The following is a 17,579-nucleotide window of genomic DNA, read 5'->3' on the forward strand; positions in this document are numbered from 1 at the left end:
AGGGTTTTCGGCGAGGAGTGTGTCGCGGGAGGGGGCTTCATGACACTGGAACCGTTGAAGGTGGACGCCGAGATGCTCGGCGCGGCGGGGCAGCGGCTGTTGACGGCGGCCCAGGGCCTGCCCGATGCGCCCGAGGCGTTCACCCCCGCGTATGGATCGGATGCGTTGTCGCAGGCGTTGTCGACCGATGTGCCCAAGGCCGAGGCCCCGATCATCGAGGGTCTGCCGCCGTTGAAGCAGTCCGCCATCGGGACCGCGGAGTCCGTCGTGGAAGCGGCCCGACGGTATCTGAGCGCCGATTCGCACCTCAAGAGCAAGATCGAAGAGACCATGAATCAGCCCGCCGGAGGTGGTTCATCGGCCGGTGGCGGTGGATTCGCCTCCCCGGCAATGGGTTCCGGCGGTGGCGCTGCGGCCGGTGCGGCTGCTGCCGCAGCGGGAGCTTCTGCGGCCGGAGGCGTAGGCAACGCCGGCGGCGGCATGGGAGCCATGGGCGGGATGATGGGCATGCCCATGCAGATGGCCCAGCAAGCCGGCCAGATCCCGCAGCAGATCGGCGGCATGGCCGGGTCGTTACCGCAGTCTGCGATGCAGGGTGCGCAGCAGGTGGGTGATCAGGTCAAACAGATTGTCGAGCAGTTCAGCGATAAAGAGCCCGGCGAGAAGGACGAAGCGGCTGAGCCCGGCGGGAAGCACCGCGCCGAGGAGCAAGCTGCCGGTGCCGCACCGGGACAGGCCGACGGCGAGCGCGAGCCGGCGGCGCCCGCTTCACCTTCGCCGAAGCCGGCCACTCAAGCGGATCCGACGATCAACTTGTAGTACTGGCTGGGTCAGCTCACCATCGCGGCGAGCGCATCGGCGCTGAGCACACTGATGTGTTGCCAGTAAATCCATTCCGCGATCGCGGCCCGCTGTAGTTCGGCGTCTTGCGCGTTGTGGGCGCGGAACAGTGCCACATTCTGCAGGTGATCGGCGTAGGCAACCATCGCCTTCAGATGTGCGCCGGCGCGATCCGGATTGGCGCTCATCAGCGGCTTGCAGACCTCCAGCAGCAGGTTGATCCTGTTGTCGGCCGGTGGCGTGTTGTTCGCGGGTGCCGGCGGCAGCAGTTCGGTCAGACCGGTGGCATTGATACCGGCGAGCTTGCTCGCGACTTCGGGTGCGATGACCTCTAACCGGCTGCGGCCCTGCATCTTTCCACTGTCAGGCATATCGTCGGGTGTAATGATGTCCCGCGCGGCGCCGAGATCGAAACCTTTGAGATTCTCCTCGGTGCCGGCCACGGCCTGCAGGGTGACATTGTGGTGGCGCGCCCATTCCTGGACTGCCAGTAGGGGATAGGTGGCCCAGGTGCCGCGGGTCTGGGCGGGAATCGACTCGTCCGCCGTGACCATGCGGACCTGTTCGGGCAGGTGTACGTGTTCGGGGATGTAGGCCAGGCCGTAGTTGTTGGCGGTCAGGATCTGTCCGTCGGAGGTGACGGCGGTGATCCAGAACAGGCTGGGGTCGGTGATGTCGACGTTGAGGGCGGCGGCGATGTGGCGGGCGAGTTGGCGGGGGTTGGGTCCCTTGCGTCGCATCGCGCCCGCGGTGGCGGCGGCAGCGATGGCATCGCGTTCTGCGCGGGCGGCCGAGATCGGCACTGGCGCAGCAGCTCCACCGGCAGCGCCCTGGCTGGTAGAAGCGGGGGCGACGGCGGGGCCGACGGGTCCAGCGCCGGGTGGCACGGGTGCGGCGGGTGCCGGGGTGGACGGGTTGCCCAGCGGCATGGGTGGGGCACCGGTCGGTGCGGCGGGCGCCGGTGGTGCTGTCGGAGCAGGGGCACTGGTCGCCGGTGCGCTGTGGTTGGTGGCCGCGGCGGGTGATGTGGCGCTGGAAGTGTCCGGTTGTTGGTAGACGGGTGCAGCCGGTTGGGGCGGCGGCGCTGAAGGACTGAGCGGAGTTTGATTCAGCGGCATCGGGTTGGCGTTCGCGGCCTTGGTGGCGTCAGTGAAGCCCTTCTGGAAGTCCTGCTGCGGAGTGCTGACCGGGGCCGGGCCAGAGCCCTGGCCTGGGCCCGCCGTAGCCGCGGGTGCTTGGGGGCCTCCGCCGCCGGGTCCGCCGCTGGGACCTTGAGTGCCCCCGATGCTTGGGCCGGGGCCGCCTCCGGTGCCGCCCTTGCCGCCTCCCGTGGAGACCGGCGTGGCCGGTTGGCCAGTTGACGGCGCAATAGGCCTCGGCGGAGATCCGGGGGTCGGCGTTGGGGAACCTAGCGGCGCGGCTGGTGGAGGGCCGTAGGTTCCTAATCCGGACTGATTATCGCCTTGTGACGAGGGGGCGGGCGGCGGCGCTGGTGACGCGCCGGGCGCATCAGCCGGAGGCGTGTTAGATCCCAGGCCAGTCTTGCTGTCTCCATCAGGCGAGTTGGCCGGCGGTGGAGGCGATGCTTCTGGTGTGTCATTCGGGGCCGAACCAGGTGCAATTCCTGATTTGATATCGCCTGTCTGGCTTATCGCTGCTGGCGGTGCCGAATTGGTGACGGGGCTCCGATTTCCGACGGCATTCGACCGGGTAGGAGGGTTTGAAATAGGTAGAGATGGGTTTGGTGGAATCGACTCGGGTTTCAGCAACTGATCCAGGCCGCGTTGAAATTGCTCATCCGAGACACGCCAGTCCGCGAACCGCGCGGTAGTTGCTGCGGCTGCGACATCGGCAACATTCTGCTCGTGTGCCTTCGTTACAATTTGATCGATTTGTTGTTGTCGAACTTCGGGCTTGATGCTGGTTGCTTCTAACTTTGCAATTTCGCTTTCGGCGGTTACTACTCGCTCGAAGATCTCGATTTTTGTCGAAAGTATATTGCCGAACTGCGTGTTCAGCCATGAAATTGCAGTAACAAGCGCGCGTTGTTGTTCAGCCATAAGTGTTGATTGCGCAGCGACCGCATTTCCGCCCGCCGCTGCGCCGCTTCCAGCCCAAATTGCGCCCGAGGTAATCTCTGCTTTCTCGTGCAGCCATGCCTCATGTTGCTGCGATAAATTTCGGAGCAAATCGGTGAGTGCCTGTCCGCGCTGTAAAAATGCTTGTTCGTCGACTTCAGGCCATCCATCGGGGCTGAGCATCTGCTCGGCATACTCGCCTGGCGGTTTTGCGAAGCCCATTGCTGACTCTATTTTCCTGTGGCCGCGCAGGCGTTGAAAACGATGAAGTTTGCATACGAGGCGGTTGCGGAAAGGTAGCTGTCGGCCGAAGTGTAGCTAGGGATCGATTCGGTATAGGCACGGAAATACTGAGCTGACAGAGTTGCGAAATCCATCAGAATGGGATTCCCGCTGCGTGCGCCAAGCGCTTGGATGGTATCCGCATAAGCAAGCATCTTCGATGCAGCGTCTTCCATGACTGCTCGGCGCTCTGGCGTCCATTCGGTGGCTGGAGTACCGCCGTCACTCTCGCGCCAGGATTTGGTGTCGTCGTCAAACTTGTCGGAGGCCGAAGTCCACTCCGCGCACACCGTGTTTCCGGAGGTCGGTAAAAACATAGCGGGGCTAGCCGGATCTCCAATCGGAGCAAGTTTGGTTGGAGCTTCACCAGCAGTTACAAGGGGGCCTCGGGTGGCCGCAGAACGATAGTCGATTGTCGCACATATCGTTACAACGGCGCCGGAGGTATCGCTAGCGGTCACGGCGAGAGAATTGTCTCCAACGGTGTATGTGGGGATGCTGTCTGCGTAAGCGCGCCAGTATGCAATCGACTGCTCATATAATTCTCGCATAACACGATTTGGCGTCATTTTGGCAAGTTGTACCGTCTGGTCTGCGGCGCGGCGCATCGCAGTTGCAATTTCGTCGTGGAGTGTCCGTTGTTCCGGCGACCAAGACGATGCGGGCAATGAGTAATCGCGTTCTCCCCATCCTTTTCGCTGCTGGTCGACCAGCGAGTCATTAATCGGTCGCCACGGGTCACAGGTCGGATCCTCAGTAATTATCCCAACCGGCCCAGTGTCGTTCGCACTCGCAATCTCACCCGCTGCCGGCGGGTTCCCGGTGGCCGTCTGCGTGGTGCCGCCGCCACCGTCCCGCGTGAAAAGCAGTGTGGCGCCCACGGATATGGCGATCACCAGTAGCACTGCGACGCCGATCAACAGCCACTTCAGATTGTTGTTCTTTGGCGGCTGTGGTGGCGGACCCCAACCCTGCTGCGGCGCCCATTGCCCGGGCCCGTACGGCGGCTGTCCCTGGCCATAGGGCGGCTGCGGTGGACCCCAATTGCCCGGCGGCGGTGGATTCGTCACTGGCGCCACCCCTGATAATCGCGCGCCGTCACCGATCCACCCCCGTTGCCGTCGAACTTCCCTCAGTCGATGCTAGCCACATGGCCCGAATGTCAGTTTAAGTGAGCCCGCAGCGCGGTTAATGCACTTCTTTCACTGCAGCACCGCCGGAAGTTATGTCAAAAATGACAAAACGCATCACCGCAAACGGTAACGTCCTACCCGTGGAGCTGACCCTGCAGCGCATCGGCGCCTGGTGCGGAACAGTCATGATCGTTCTGTACGGCACCAGCTTTTCCGGTATCGCCCAGCTCTTCCCGCCGCTCTCGCCGGCATCCTCGCCCGACGAGATCGCCGCATTCTTCGTCGAGCACAAGCTCTGGATCCGCTTCGGTGTCTCGGGCGCGCTCCTCAGCGCCGTCCTCGCGCTGCCGTTCCTGGCTGCGATCATCCTGCGCATCCGCCGCGTCGAGGGTCACTGGGGCATGCTCTCGATGACCCAGCTGATGGCCGCCACCGTTTTCGTGCCGGCATTGCTCTTCCCGCAGTTCTTTCTCGGCGTTGCCGCCTACCGCCCCGAGGAACGCTCCGCGGAACTCACCCAGGCCCTCAACGATGTCTTCTGGCTGTGGTTCATCGGGATCGTCGGCACCATCATCATTCAGAACCTCACGCTGGCCGCCGCGGCGTTCATCGACAAGACCGACCCGCCGACCTTTCCGCGCTGGTACGGCTACCTCAACCTGTGGGTCGCGACGCTGTCCTTGCCGGGCTGCGTCGTGGTCGTCTTCAACGACGGACCGCTGGCATGGGACGGCATCTTCGCCTTCTACATTCCGGGCCTGGTCCTGGTGGTCTGGCTGCTCTCCACTACCGCGGTGATGCTCAAGTCGATCAAGGCCGAACAACAGGCCCTGCAGCCCGCGTGACAGTGACAGCAGCAGCACTGCTACACCAGAAACGGATCCCCGGGGAGAGCGGCACCTGGGTTTTCCTGTTCGGCGACATGCTCGTTTTCGGCGCCTTCTTCGTGACGTTCCTCGTCGAGCGCGCCAAGGAACCCGAGATCTTCGACGCCGCCCGCACCACCCTGCACATCGGCGTCGGTGTCATCAATACTCTTGTGCTGCTGACCAGTTCGCTATGCGTCGTGCTCGCCCTCAACGCGATGCGCGTGGGCCACGGGCAGATCGCCACGAAAGCCACCGCCGCGGCGATGGCCTTCGGCGTCACGTTCATCGCACTCAAGGTCTACGAGTACGTCTCACTGGGCACCGCCGGCCACGGACCGGGCGCCAACGACTTCTACCTGTATTACTTCATCCTCACCGGTCTGCACCTGTTCCACGTCTGCCTCGGCCTCGGCGCGCTGTCCTTCGTCCTCACCCAAACCCGACGCCCCGAACTCAGCGACACCCGCACCGCCGTCGTCGAAGGGGCCGCCTGCTTCTGGCACCTCGTCGACCTGCTGTGGATCTTCCTGTTCGCTCTGCTTTACCTGGTGAGCTGATGACCGCCCTCAACCTGCTGAAGAACCGCGCCGGAGCCAGCTGGCTGTTCCTCGTCGCCGCGACGATCGTGTCCTGGGCCGTCGGCGCCGAACACGGCACCGGCTCCCTGGTTGCCGTCCTGGTCCTGGGCATTGCCGCAATCAAAGTGCGCCTGGTCGGCCTGGACTTCATGGAGCTGCGGCACGCCCCGATCCCGTTGCGCGCCGCGTTCGAGGCGTATTGCCTCGGGATGTGGGCGCTGCTGTCTGCGCTTTACCTCTGGCTGTGAACCTGGATCAGATGCCTCGAACAGCTCGAGGAAACACTCACGCTGCATGTCCGACCCCACCGGTAGAATCGCACGTATGTTCGAAGTCTTGGATCGGGCCGCGATTGCGGAGTTGAGCGATGAGGCGCTCATCTCTGCGGTGACGGCGACGACCCGAAACGAGGCGTCGGTGGCGGCTTACCGGTTGGCGTTGATCGGTGAGGTGGTGGCCCGCCAGTGCGATGACGAGGACGATGCGATCGCCCATCAGGTCATCGACGGTTGGGCGTGGGCGCAGGCCGCGGTGGCCGCGGCCTGCAATCTGAACACCCACGCCGCGTCCAAACAGATGCGCATCGCCCAAGCCCTACGCGACCGGCTGCCCCGCACCGCCGCCCTGTTCGCCAAGGGTGCCATCTCGGCGACGGTGATCGATGCGATCACCTGGCGCACCCATCAGGTCGTCGACGATGACGCGCTCGTGCTGATCGATACCGCCATCGCCGGGGAAGCGGGCGAGTACGGCGCACACTCCGAGAAACAGCTGATCGGCGCCATCGATCTGTGGGTGGAGAAATTCGACCCCGAAGCCGTCGTGCGCTCCAAACGCAACGCCAAAGACCTCTACGTCGAGTTCGACGACAAGGACGACCCCAACGGCGTGTCCTCGTTCTGGGGCAGGCTGCGCGTCACCGACAAAAAGATCCTCGAACAACGCCTCAACGACCTGGCCGACACCGTGTGCCCGAATGACCCCCGCGCACGGGGCGAGCTGCGTGCGGCCGCGTTGGCCGCGTTGGGTGCGGTGGGTCCGCAACTGGAGCGGCTGGCGTGCGCGTGTGGGGGTGCTGGTTGTGAGGGCAGCGGGAAAGATCCGCGCTCGGGCGCAGTCACCATCTACGTGCTCACCGACCAGATACCGGCCGCCGGCGAAGAGTCTCCGCGGCACACCACGCCGGGCACCACGGGCACCCCGGAATCCGGGCCGGCCGCACCGGAGAGTGAGCCGCAGACTCCGGCAGCAGAATCCGAACCCGCTGAGCCCGCCGAACCTGCGGCCCGCGATGAGCCCGCGGCCAACACCAAACCCGCGGCCTGCAACCCCAGCCCCGGCGTCATGCTCGACGGCGCCATCATCCCGGCCAACATGCTGGCCGATCTCGTCGCCACCGGCGCCAAAATCAAACCAATATCCGAGATCGCCGACCTGCCGGCCGAACGCCAATACCGGCCCTCGGCCGCACTGACCGCGTTCGTCCGGATGCGCGCCATGACGTGCAGCTTCCCCGGCTGCAACCGGCCCGCGCACCGCTGCGACCTCGACCACCTGATCCCGTGGCCCGCCGGGGCCACCCATCCCGGCAACCTGGCACCACTGTGCCGTCTGCACCATTTGATCAAGACGTTCTGTGGTTGGGAACCGGCAGCGAAACCCGAAACCCGACGGCCGCATCCAATGGTCAGCACCGACCGGGCACACCTACACCAAGGCGCCCGGGGCAGCAATCATGTTCCCGCATTGGAACATCGAGACACCCATCCCGCGGAAGCGCGCCATCCGGCTGATTAACGACACCGACCGCAACGCGAAGATGCCCACCCGACAACGCACCCGCGCACAAGACCGGGCGCAACGCATCAAAGCCGAACGCGCCCGCAACGCAGCAGAACTCGCCGAGAACAACAGCGACCCGCCCTTCTAGGGTGCTCTAGACCGGGTCGACGCCTACGGCTCGCAACGCCGCAAGATCAGCCGCCCCGCACCCGTGCAGGCAGATGCGTAGCTCAGCGATGAAGCGCTCCAACCATTCCTGCACCGCCGCCGCCGACTCGATGGCCGGCACCAGCAGTGGATGCGCCACCGCCACCACATCGGCGCCCAAGGCGATCGCCTTCGCCGCGTCCATCCCGGTGCGGATCCCGCCGGAGGCGACCAGCGGCACCCGGGGCAGCACCGAACGCACCTCGACCAGCGCCTGCGCCGTCGGCAGGCCCCACTCGGCCAGGCCCAGATCATTGATCCCGCCGTAGCGCACGAACTGCTCCACCCGCGCCCACGACGTCCCGCCGGCACCGGCCACGTCGACCGCGGCCACCCCGATATCGGTCAACGACGCCGCCGCAGCCGCCCCGATCCCGTGCCCGACCTCTTTCAGCAGCACCGGATACCCGATGGTCTCGACCACCTCGCGCAGCCGGGCCAGCGACCCGGTGAAATCGGTATCGCCGCCGCGCTGCACCGCCTCCTGCAACGGATTGGTGTGCACCGCAAGAGCATTGGCGCCCACGCCGACCAAGACGCGGCGCAACTCCGGCACCATGTCACGGTTCAGCTGGGCCAACCCGATATTGCCGACCAACAACACATCGGGCGCGACCTCGCGCACCTGGAAGCTGGGCACCGATTCCTCGCCGAGCATCACCCGCTGGGAGCCCAGCATCATGCCCACGCCCAGCGCCTGCGCCGCGGTGGCCAGATTGCGGTTGATGGTGCCCGAGAGCTCCGACCCGCCGGTCATAGAACCGATCAGCACCGGCGCCCGCAGGGGCACCCCGAGGAACTCAGTGCCCAACTCGATGCCGGCCAGGTCGGTCTGTGTCAGCGCGTTATAGGGCAGCCGGTAGCGCTCCAAGCCGGTGGTGACGGTCTGATACTGAACGGCCTCGGATAGGCAGACGTCGATATGACGCCGCTTACGCACCTGGATGCGGTCATCGAAGCCGGGGCCGATGGTCACCTGCCCGAGACTGCCACATCGGGACGGCGCGCCTCGATGAGATGCCGGGTGGAATGCGCCACGAACGGTCCGCCGGTCTCGATGCGTGCGTGCAGCTCGGCGAGCTTGTCCCGGTAGCGCTCGACGGTGAAGTCGGGCACCCACCAGATCACCTTGCGTAGCAGGTAGACCACCGCGGCCACATCGAAGACCTCGATCCGTGTTCGGGCCACCCGCAGGTCGACGACCTCCAAACCGGCGGCGCGAGCCTCGGCCGCCTCGACGTCGGGATCGCGGCGCCGGCGCGCATCGGGCTGCGGCCCAGTGAAGAACTCGATCAGCTCGAACGCGCTTGCCGGACCCACGTGCTGAGCCAGATAGGACCCGCCCGGCCGCAGCACGCGGGCAATCTCGCGCCACGCGATGGTGGCGGGATGACGGCTGGAGACCAGCTCGAAGGACGCATCCGGGAACGGCAGCTCGGACTCCGGGGCGGCCGACACGGTCACCCCGTCCAGCAGCCGCGCCGCCGCGGCGACGTTCGGCGGCCACGCCTCGGTGGCCGCCAGCACGCTCGGGCGTGCCTCGGCTGCAGTCAGCGCTTCGTGGAACGCCTCACCACCGCCGGTCTGCACGTCCAATGCCGCGGCGACGCCGCCCAGCCGCGACGACAGCAGCCGGGCATAACCCCACGATGGGCGTTCCTCGGTGGCCCGACCGTCGAGCCAGGAGAAATCCCAGCCGGTGACGTCGGCGGCCGCGCCTTCTGCGATCAGGTGCTCGAACATGGCAGCCAGTGTGGCCTGAGACAATGGCCCGGTGTCAGATGCCTTATGGATCGCCGTCGCGGTCGTAGCAGTCCTGCTTGTCACTGCACTGGTCGTCGGGCTGGTGCGTTACCGCAAGCGGCGGATCACCCTGTCCGCGCCGGACACCACCACCCAGATCGACAAGTCGGGCGGCTATAAGGCCTCATCAGGCATCACGTTCAGCGGGCCGAGCACCGCGCCGCCGGTCGAGAAGGTCGATCCCACCGGACTGCCCGGCGTCGGTGACGACGCCGCCGTGCCGCGCGACGCCCCGAAGCGCACCATCGCCGAAGTCAAGCTGCCCGAGCCTCCAGTCGCCGAGCCGCCGAAGCCGGTCCTCGAACCCGAACCGAAGCCCGAGCCGAAACCGGAACCGAAGCCGGAACCGACGCCCGCCCCCGAGCCGACGCCCGCCCCCGAGCCGACACCCGAGCCCGCACCGCCCGCGGCCACCGAGATCGAGGACATCGCCCCGGCGGAGGGCCGGCTGGAACGCCTGCGCGGGCGGCTGGCCAAATCGCAGAGCACCCTGGGCCGCGGCGTGCTCGGCCTGCTCGGCGGCGGCGACCTCGACGAGGAATCCTGGGAGGAGATCGAGGACACCCTGCTGATCGCCGACCTCGGCCCCGTGGTCACCCAGAACGTCATCGCCGCGCTGCGCACCAAGATGGCCAGCGCCTCGGTGCGCACCGAGGCCGACGCCCGCGCCGTGCTCAAGGAGGTGCTGATCTCCGAACTGCGCCCCGATCTGGACCGCTCCATCCGCGCACTGCCGCATGAGGACAAGCCGTCGGTGCTGCTCGTCGTCGGCGTCAACGGCACCGGCAAGACGACCACCGTCGGCAAGCTGGCCCGCGTCCTGGTCGCCGACGGGCGCCGCGTGGTGCTCGGCGCCGCGGACACCTTCCGCGCCGCCGCCGCCGATCAGCTGCAGAGCTGGGGTTCCCGGGTCGGCGCCGATACCGTGCGCGGACCCGAGGGCGCCGACCCGGCCTCGGTCGCGTTCGACGCCGTCGACAAGGGAATCCAGAACGGCGCCGACGTCGTCGTCATCGACACCGCCGGACGCCTGCACACCAAGACCGGGTTGATGGACGAGCTCGGCAAGGTCAAACGCGTGGTCGAGAAGCGCGCCAAGGTCGACGAGGTGCTGCTGGTGCTGGACGCCACCATCGGACAGAACAGCCTGCCGCAGGCCAAGGTTTTCGCCGAGGTCGTCGCCATCACCGGGGTGGTGCTGACAAAGCTCGACGGCACGGCCAAGGGCGGCATCGTTTTCCGCGTTCAGCAGGAACTCGGCGTGCCCGTCAAGCTCGTCGGATTGGGCGAAGGACCCGACGATTTGGCGCCGTTCGAGCCCGCCGCGTTCGTCGACGCCCTCCTCGGATAGCCGTTTCGCAACCCAGAAACACACGTGTAACAGACAAGGCCAATCCGTTCACCCCAGCGAAACATCTGTGAACCACGGATGAAACGCGGGCAAAAGAGTCTCTTCGGGAGGCCGATTCGTCGGCGAAATCCCGAGGAGGTTCACACAAAGTGGTCTTTGCCTTAAGCGACGTCGTCACGGCTTTGCCGGACGATAGTTTCCTGCCGTTCGGCCCGGATGGATTGGACACCGGTAACACCGCGTGGGTCCTCATCTCGGCAGCCCTGGTGTTGTTCATGACGCCCGGCCTCGCGTTCTTCTACGGTGGTCTGTCCCGGCAGAAGTCCGTCCTGAACATGATGATGATGTCGTTCGGCTCGCTGGGCCTGGTCAGTGTCATCTACGTGCTGTGGGGCTACTCGATGTCCTTCTCCGCGGGACACACCGGTGACCAGCCCGGCCTGTTCTTCGACAGCCCGTTCTCGCTGTTCGGCGTGAACCAGCTCGCCGAGGTCCGCGAGATCAACGGCGTCGAGAGCTTCGTCTACGGCGGCTTCGGCACCGTGCCGGCCATTGTGTGGGTCGCCTTCCAGCTCACCTTCGCGGTCATCACCGTCGCGCTCATCAGCGGCGCGGTCGCCGAGCGCATGAAGTTCGGCACCTGGCTGGTCTTCGGCGGCCTCTGGGTCACCTTCGTGTACTTCCCGCTGTCGCACATGGTCTGGGGCGGCGGTCTGCTGTCGGCCAACGAGCAGGGTCTGGCGGCCAAGCTGTTCGGTGTCGACGAGGAAGGCGCGGCCAACGTCGCACCCATCGACTTCGCCGGTGGCACAGTCGTTCACATCAACGCCGGTATGGCCGCGTTGGTTCTCGCGGTGCTGCTGGGCAAGCGGGCCGGCTTCGGCAAGACCGCGTTCCGTCCGCACAACATCCCGTTCGTGATGCTCGGCGCCGCCATCCTGTGGTTCGGCTGGTTCGGCTTCAACGTCGGTTCCGAGGGCGGCGCCGACATGCTGGCCGGTCTGGTTTGGGTCAACACCACCGCCGCCACCGCCGCCGCTATGCTCGGCTGGTTGATCGTGGAGCGTCTGCGTGACGGCCACGCCACCAGTGTGGGTGCCGCCTCGGGTGTGGTCGCCGGTCTGGTCGCCATCACCCCGGCCTGTGGCAACCTGACCCCGGTCTGGTCGCTGGTCGTCGGTGCCATCGCCGGTGTGTTGTCGGCCTTGGCAATCGGTCTGAAGTACAAGTTCGGCTACGACGATTCGCTCGACGTCGTCGGCGTGCACCTCGTCTCCGGCCTGTGGGGCACCGTCGCGCTGGGCTTCTTCGCCACCGACGCCGGCCTGTTCGTGGGCGGCGACTACAAGCAGCTGGTCGTCCAGATCGTGATCGCCGGAGTGGCACTGCTGTTCACCGCCGTGCTGACGACGATCATCGCCTTCGTGGTCAAGCCACTAGGCTGGCGAGTCACCAAGGAAGACGAAGACACCGGTATCGATGAGACCGAGCACGCAGAAACCGCTTATGAACTCGCATGATCGGGAACAATTGACTGAGTCCTGGAAGGAATCGACTAAATGAAACTGATCACTGCGATCGTCAAACCGTTCACTCTTGAAGACGTCAAGACGGGCCTGGAGCAGACGGGCATTCTCGGAATGACCGTCAGCGAGGTGCAGGGCTACGGACGCCAGAAGGGCCACACCGAGGTTTACCGTGGCGCCGAGTATTCGGTGGACTTCGTGCCGAAGGTGCGCGTCGAGGTCGTCGTCGACGACTCCGCCGTGGACAAGGTGGTGGACGTCATCGTGCAGGCGGCCCGCACCGGAAAGATCGGTGACGGCAAGGTGTGGGTGAGCCCCGTGGACACCGTTGTGCGTGTGCGCACCGGTGAGCGGGGAGTCGACGCACTCTAATCAGCTGGAGGGTCGTTTCCCGGCCAAATATGTGACCGTTCGAACGTAGGGCCGGGGGAGGACCGAAATGACTGATCAGACACCAGATCCCGCTGCTGGAGCTTCCCGATGGGAGGCTCCGGCAGCGGGATCGCCGCGTCCGGCCAATGATCTGGCCAAGGCATCGAAACAACTGCTCGACATCGGTGGCAAGCAACTGGATTCAGCCGCACTGCGCGACGCACTGCTCGACCTCAACGAATTCTGGTTGTCCACCAAGGCCGCCGAGATCGGCATCACCCCCACCAGCGGGTTCGCCATCGTGGCCACCGGTGGCCTGGGACGTGGCGAACTGCTGCCATACTCCGACCTCGACCTCATGCTGCTGCACGACAACATGCCGGCCGATATCGTCTCCCAGGTCGCCGAACTGCTCTGGTACCCGCTGTGGGACGCCAACATTCACATCGACCACAGCGTGCGCACCGTGCCCGAGGCGCTGCAGGTGGCCGGCGAGGACATCTCCGCCGGGATGGCCATGCTCGACGCCCGCCACATCGCCGGTGACGCCGAACTGTCCGCGCTGCTCACCGGCGGCGCCCGCCGCCAGTGGCGCATCGGAATCGCCCCGCGCTACGAGGAACTCGTCGAGCACACCCGCGCCCGCTGGGAACGCAGCGGACAGATCGCGCATCGCGCCGAGCCGGACCTGAAGAACGGCCGCGGAGGCCTGCGTGATGTGCAGCTGCTCAACGGCCTGGCCATCGCCCAACTCGCCGATGTCTACCCGAGCCGGCTGCTGGCCTCACCCACCGGCACCCTCGGCGAGGCTCACCTCGCGCTGCTCAACGTCCGCACCGAACTGCACCGCGTCTCCAAGCGCGGCCGCGAACAGGTACTGGCCCAGTACGCCGATGAGATCGGCGCCGCCCTGCGCATCGGGGACCGGTTCGACCTGGCCCGCACCATCTCGGATGCGGCCCGCACCATCAGCTACTACGTCGATGCCGGTATCCGCACCGCGGGAAACGCATTGCCGCGCCGCGGATTCGCCGCGCTGCGCCGCCCGGCTCGCCGACCGCTCGACGAGGGAGTCATCGAGTTCGCCGGCGAGGTGATCCTGGCCCGCGACGCCAAGCCCGAACGCGACCCCGGCCTGATCCTGCGGGTGGCCGCCGCCTCGGCCACCACCGCGCTGCCGATCGCCGCATCGACGCTCAGCCGGCTCGCCGGTGCCGCACCCGAACTGCGCACCCCGTGGCCGCGCGAGGCGCTCAAGGACCTGCTGGTGCTGCTGTCCGCGGGGCCCGCCGCGGTGAACACCATCGAAGCGCTGGACCGCACCGGCCTGTGGGGACGGCTGTTCCCCGAATGGGGTGCGGTGCGCGACCTGCCGCCACGCGATGTCGTGCACATCTGGACCGTCGACCGGCACCTGGTCGAAACCGTTTCCCGGGCAAGTGCATTCACCACCCGGGTGTCCCGCCCGGACCTGCTGGTGCTCGGTGCGTTGGTACACGACATCGGCAAGGGACGCGGCGGCGACCACAGCGTCATCGGAGCCGAACTGGCCACCCAGATCGGCACCCGACTGGGCCTGTGGCCCTCCGATGTCGAGGTGCTGTCCAAGATCGTGCGCTACCACCTGCTGCTGCCCGACACCGCCACCCGCCGAGACCTGCAGGACCCCAAGACCATTGCTACCGTCGTCGACGCGCTCGGCGGCGACTACCAACTACTGGAACTGCTGCACGTGCTGGCCGAGGCGGACTCGTTGGCTACCGGACCCGGGGTGTGGGGGGACTGGAAGTCCTCGCTCATCGGTGATCTGGTGCGCCGGTGCCGGCTGGTGATGGCCGGCGAACCGCTGCCCACACCGGATCCCGTCGACCCCCGCTACCTGGAACTGGCCGCCGACGGGGTGGTCCATGTCGAGATGGTGGCCGGTGAAGGCCCGCACATCCACAACGTCACGATGATCGCCCCGGACCGCCGCGGTCTGCTGTCCAAGGCCGCCGGTGTGTTGGCGCTGCACGCCCTTCGGGTGCACTCGGCGTCGGTGAACAGCCGCGACGGGGTGGCCATCAACACCTTCGCGGTCTCACCGCACTTCGGTACGCCACCGGCCGCCGAACTGCTGCGCCAGCAGTTCATCCTGGCCCTGGACGGTCAGCTCGACGTCATCGAGACCCTTGAGCGGCGGGACCTGGAAAGTGCGGCGGCTGCTCCGCACCGGGCGGGGGAGACCCCGGCCTCGGTGCCGGTCAACCACACCATCGCCCCGCCGCGCATCCTGTGGACCGACGGCGGCGCACCCGGTGAGTTCTTCGTCCAGGTCCGCGCCTCCGACCGGCCCGGTCTGCTGGCCCGGCTCACCGCCGTCATCGAACGCGACGACCTGGACATCAACTGGGCCAAGGTCACGACCCTGGGCTCGGTGGTGATCGACGTCTTCAGCATCACGGTGCCCGCCCTGACCGCCGGTGAGGACGCCGCCAAGATCGCCGAGGCGCGTGCCGATCTGGAACGCGATCTGTACGCGATGCTGCCCGCACCACCGCCGAAAAAAGTGCCCGAAGCCAGCTAGGCCGGGGCGACCGTGACCCAGGTGTTGTTCACCGCCGCCGTCCCGGTGAAGGTGTCCACCTGATCGGGGTCGTGCAGATCGTTGACGTTGGCGCCACCCAACGTGTTCGCGTGCTGCCAGCCGGTGTCGCGGTGTCCCCAACCGTGCGGCACGGCGACCGCGCCCGCCCGCATCTCGTCGCTGATGTCCAGCGGAATGTCGATGTGCCCGGTTTCCGAGGTGATGCGCACGGTGTCGCCCTGGGCCAGTCCACGCGTCGCCGCGTCATCGGGATGCATCAGCACCGTGCACGTGTTGTTGCCGCCCGTCATCGACGGCACGTTGTGCAGCCAGGAGTTGTTGCTGCGCAGGTTGCGTCGGCCGATCAGCTGCAACCGGCCGTCCCTGGGCTCCTCGTCCGGGGTGGCCAGCCGGGCGGCGGCGTCGGTGATGAACTCCGCGGGTGCCAGATGCACCCGGCGGTCCGAGGTGGCCAGCACCTTGTCCAGTCGGGGTTGCAGCGGGCCGAGATCGATACCGCCGGCACTGTTGCGCAGCGCCTTCATGGTGACGCCCTTGCGGCCGCGCCGCAGCCGGCCGTACGGACCGGTGGCCAGCGCGGCGGCGGTGACCCGGAGCGGATTGGCGAAGGCGATGAACTTCTCGCGCAGCGGCGCGGCGAGCTGGCGCAGCGGGGCCGGGAGTAATTCGAAGGTCAACCGGCTCAGGATCTCCCAGTCCTCCAGGGCGCCGACCGCCGGTTCGAAACTGCGGTGCTGATAGCGAATGTTGTTGCGCACACTGAACACCGTGGTGAGCAGCCCGACATCCTCGCGTTCCAGCGGGGACACCGGCGGCAGGATGAAGTCGGCGTGCCGGGTCGTCTCGGTGATGTACATGTCCACGGCCACATAAAGATCCAGCTGCGCCAGGCCCTCGGCGAGACGGCCCTTCTGCGGGATCGAGGACACCGGATTCCCGGCGTAGGTGATCATCGCCCGGATCTTCCCCGCGCCCTCGGTGAGGATCTCGTCGGCCATCGCCACCGCGGGCAGTTCGGCGCGGAATGCCTTGTACCGGCCGGAGCGGTCGGTCCACAGGCCGTGCCCGACGGGGATGAACTTGGCCAGCCGCGGCACATCGACGATCGGGGTGGAGAACATGGTGCCGCCCGGCCGGTCCAGGTTGCCGGTGACGGTGTTGATCACCATGACCAGCCAACTCACCAGCGTCCCGGTTTCCTGCTGGCAGATGCCGATACGGGCGTAGATGGCCGCCGATTCGGCGGCGGCGTGCTCGCGGGCCAGGGTCCGGATCTCGTCGGCCTCGACACCGGCGCGAGCGGCCATGGCTTCCGGGGTGGCGTGCTCGACCAGGTCGGCGAGGTCCTGTCGGCCCGTCGTGATCGTGTCGAGGGCCGCTGTGTCGCAGAGGTTTTCGTTGATCAGTACATGGAGCATGCCCAGCAGCAGGTAGAGGTCACCGCCCGGGCGCACCGCGACGTGCTGATCGGCCAGCCGGGTGGTCTCGGTGCGGCGGGGATCGATGACCACCACCTTGCCGCCGCGGTGCCGCACCGCTTTGATACGCCGTCTGGCGCCGGGCATGATCGACAGCGAGCCGTTGGACACCGCCGGGTTGGCGCCCAGGATCACCAGCCGCTGGGTGCGGTCGATATCGGTGATCGGCACCAGCACGTTGGACCCGAACACCCGCCACGCGGCGTACTCGTGCGGCATCTGGTCGATGGACGACGCCGAATAGAAGTTCGGGGTGAGCAGCGCGATGCGCAGCGCAAGCCCGTACATGGCGCCCGAACTGTGCGCGGCGGGGTTGCCCAGGTACATGCCCAGCGCGCGCACGCCGTGCCGGCGGCGGACACGCCGCAGCCGGGCGCCGATCTCGGTGAAGGCCTCGGCCCAGCTGACCGGTTCGAAGGAGTCCCCGACCCGTCGCATCGGCGTGCGCAGCCGGTCGGGGTCGTGGTGCAGGCCGCCCATCGCGGTCGCCTTGGGGCAGATGTAGCCCTTGGAGAACACATCGTCGGGGTTGCCGGCGATTCTGCTGACCTGGTCATCGGTGACCGTCACGTGGATTCCGCAGTGCGCCTCACACAGCGTGCACTGGCTGATGTGCGTCACGCTCGTCGGCTCGTCGAGGTTGCTGCGCACCTCGGGGAGGGGGACGTCGATCGCTGTCATGGGGGCCTCCGG

At 66.7% G+C, this 17,579-nt stretch carries 15 protein-coding genes; 10 read left to right on the top strand and 5 right to left on the bottom strand.

The genetic code is table 11. The features are described 5' to 3' along the window. Positions 1–39 precede the first annotated feature (39 nt). A complete protein-coding gene (locus ASE48_RS32615) occupies positions 40–819 on the top strand; it encodes a hypothetical protein (RefSeq protein ID WP_057166360.1) in 780 nt (259 codons plus the stop codon). 11 nt (positions 820–830) lie between these two features. Here ASE48_RS32615 and ASE48_RS07200 read toward each other — a convergent pair whose 3' ends face one another. Then, complete coding sequence (locus ASE48_RS07200; RefSeq protein WP_235570863.1) at positions 831–1,643, bottom strand: secretion protein EccK; 813 nt, start codon at positions 1,641–1,643, stop codon at positions 831–833. A 103-nt stretch (positions 1,644–1,746) separates the two neighbouring features. Here ASE48_RS07200 and ASE48_RS32990 point away from each other — a divergent pair, with 103 nt between their 5' ends. After that, a complete protein-coding gene (locus tag ASE48_RS32990) occupies positions 1,747–1,896 on the top strand; it encodes a hypothetical protein (RefSeq protein ID WP_162264192.1) in 150 nt (49 codons plus the stop codon). 1,252 nt (positions 1,897–3,148) lie between these two features. Here ASE48_RS32990 and ASE48_RS32620 read toward each other — a convergent pair. Continuing rightward, positions 3,149–4,270, bottom strand: a complete 1,122-nt coding sequence (locus tag ASE48_RS32620) for a hypothetical protein (protein ID WP_156409091.1) — start codon at positions 4,268–4,270, stop codon at positions 3,149–3,151. 248 nt (positions 4,271–4,518) lie between these two features. On the opposite strand from ASE48_RS32620, the gene ASE48_RS07205 reads away from it, so the two are divergent. The 4 genes from ASE48_RS07205 to ASE48_RS07220 all read left to right on the top strand — a co-directional run bounded on the left by ASE48_RS07205 (position 4,519) and on the right by ASE48_RS07220 (position 7,577). Then, entirely contained in the window at positions 4,519–5,178 is a 660-nt protein-coding gene (locus ASE48_RS07205; RefSeq protein WP_057166425.1) for a hypothetical protein, read from the top strand. Next, entirely contained in the window at positions 5,175–5,759 is a 585-nt protein-coding gene (locus ASE48_RS07210; RefSeq protein ID WP_057166361.1) for a cytochrome c oxidase subunit 3, read from the top strand. Before ASE48_RS07205 ends, ASE48_RS07210 begins: the two co-directional genes overlap by 4 nt. After that, positions 5,759–6,028: a cytochrome C oxidase subunit IV family protein gene (locus ASE48_RS07215; RefSeq protein WP_057166362.1), complete on the top strand. Its 270-nt coding sequence runs from the start codon at positions 5,759–5,761 to the stop codon at positions 6,026–6,028. Before ASE48_RS07210 ends, ASE48_RS07215 begins: the two co-directional genes overlap by 1 nt. A 76-nt stretch (positions 6,029–6,104) precedes the next feature. Next, the gene (locus ASE48_RS07220; protein WP_057166363.1) at positions 6,105–7,577 is read left to right on the top strand and encodes an HNH endonuclease signature motif containing protein; all 1,473 of its coding nucleotides are present in this window, start codon (positions 6,105–6,107) and stop codon (positions 7,575–7,577) included. A gap of 139 nt (positions 7,578–7,716) precedes the next feature. Here the strand turns inward: ASE48_RS07220 and fni are convergent, their stop codons facing one another. After that, positions 7,717–8,745 carry a type 2 isopentenyl-diphosphate Delta-isomerase gene (fni, locus tag ASE48_RS07225; protein WP_057166364.1) on the bottom strand — a complete coding sequence of 343 codons (1,029 nt, stop codon included), beginning with the start codon at positions 8,743–8,745 and terminating at the stop codon, positions 7,717–7,719. After that, complete coding sequence (locus ASE48_RS07230; RefSeq protein WP_057166426.1) at positions 8,742–9,521, bottom strand: methyltransferase domain-containing protein; 780 nt, start codon at positions 9,519–9,521, stop codon at positions 8,742–8,744. The genes fni and ASE48_RS07230 overlap by 4 nt, the downstream gene beginning before the upstream one ends. Positions 9,522–9,543: 22 nt before the next feature. Here ASE48_RS07230 and ftsY point away from each other — a divergent pair, with 22 nt between their 5' ends. The 4 genes from ftsY to ASE48_RS07250 all read left to right on the top strand — a co-directional run bounded on the left by ftsY (position 9,544) and on the right by ASE48_RS07250 (position 15,387). Further along, complete coding sequence (gene ftsY / locus ASE48_RS07235; RefSeq protein ID WP_057166365.1) at positions 9,544–10,923, top strand: signal recognition particle-docking protein FtsY; 1,380 nt, start codon at positions 9,544–9,546, stop codon at positions 10,921–10,923. Positions 10,924–11,105: 182 nt separating this feature from the next. After that, positions 11,106–12,443, top strand: a complete 1,338-nt coding sequence (locus tag ASE48_RS07240; protein WP_268766283.1) for an ammonium transporter — start codon at positions 11,106–11,108, stop codon at positions 12,441–12,443. A 39-nt stretch (positions 12,444–12,482) separates the two neighbouring features. Continuing rightward, complete coding sequence (locus ASE48_RS07245; protein ID WP_030133509.1) at positions 12,483–12,821, top strand: P-II family nitrogen regulator; 339 nt, start codon at positions 12,483–12,485, stop codon at positions 12,819–12,821. 67 nt (positions 12,822–12,888) lie between these two features. After that, the gene (locus ASE48_RS07250) at positions 12,889–15,387 is read left to right on the top strand and encodes a [protein-PII] uridylyltransferase (protein WP_057166367.1); all 2,499 of its coding nucleotides are present in this window, start codon (positions 12,889–12,891) and stop codon (positions 15,385–15,387) included. On the opposite strand, the gene ASE48_RS07255 is transcribed toward ASE48_RS07250, so the two are convergent. After that, the gene (locus tag ASE48_RS07255) at positions 15,384–17,567 is read right to left on the bottom strand and encodes a molybdopterin-dependent oxidoreductase (protein ID WP_057166368.1); all 2,184 of its coding nucleotides are present in this window, start codon (positions 17,565–17,567) and stop codon (positions 15,384–15,386) included. The two genes, ASE48_RS07250 and ASE48_RS07255, sit on opposite strands and share 4 nt — an antisense overlap. Positions 17,568–17,579 lie beyond the last annotated feature (12 nt).

It is taken from the genome of Mycobacterium sp. Root265 (assembly GCF_001428895.1).
In the GTDB taxonomy this organism is placed as follows: Bacteria; Actinomycetota; Actinomycetes; order Mycobacteriales; family Mycobacteriaceae; genus Mycobacterium.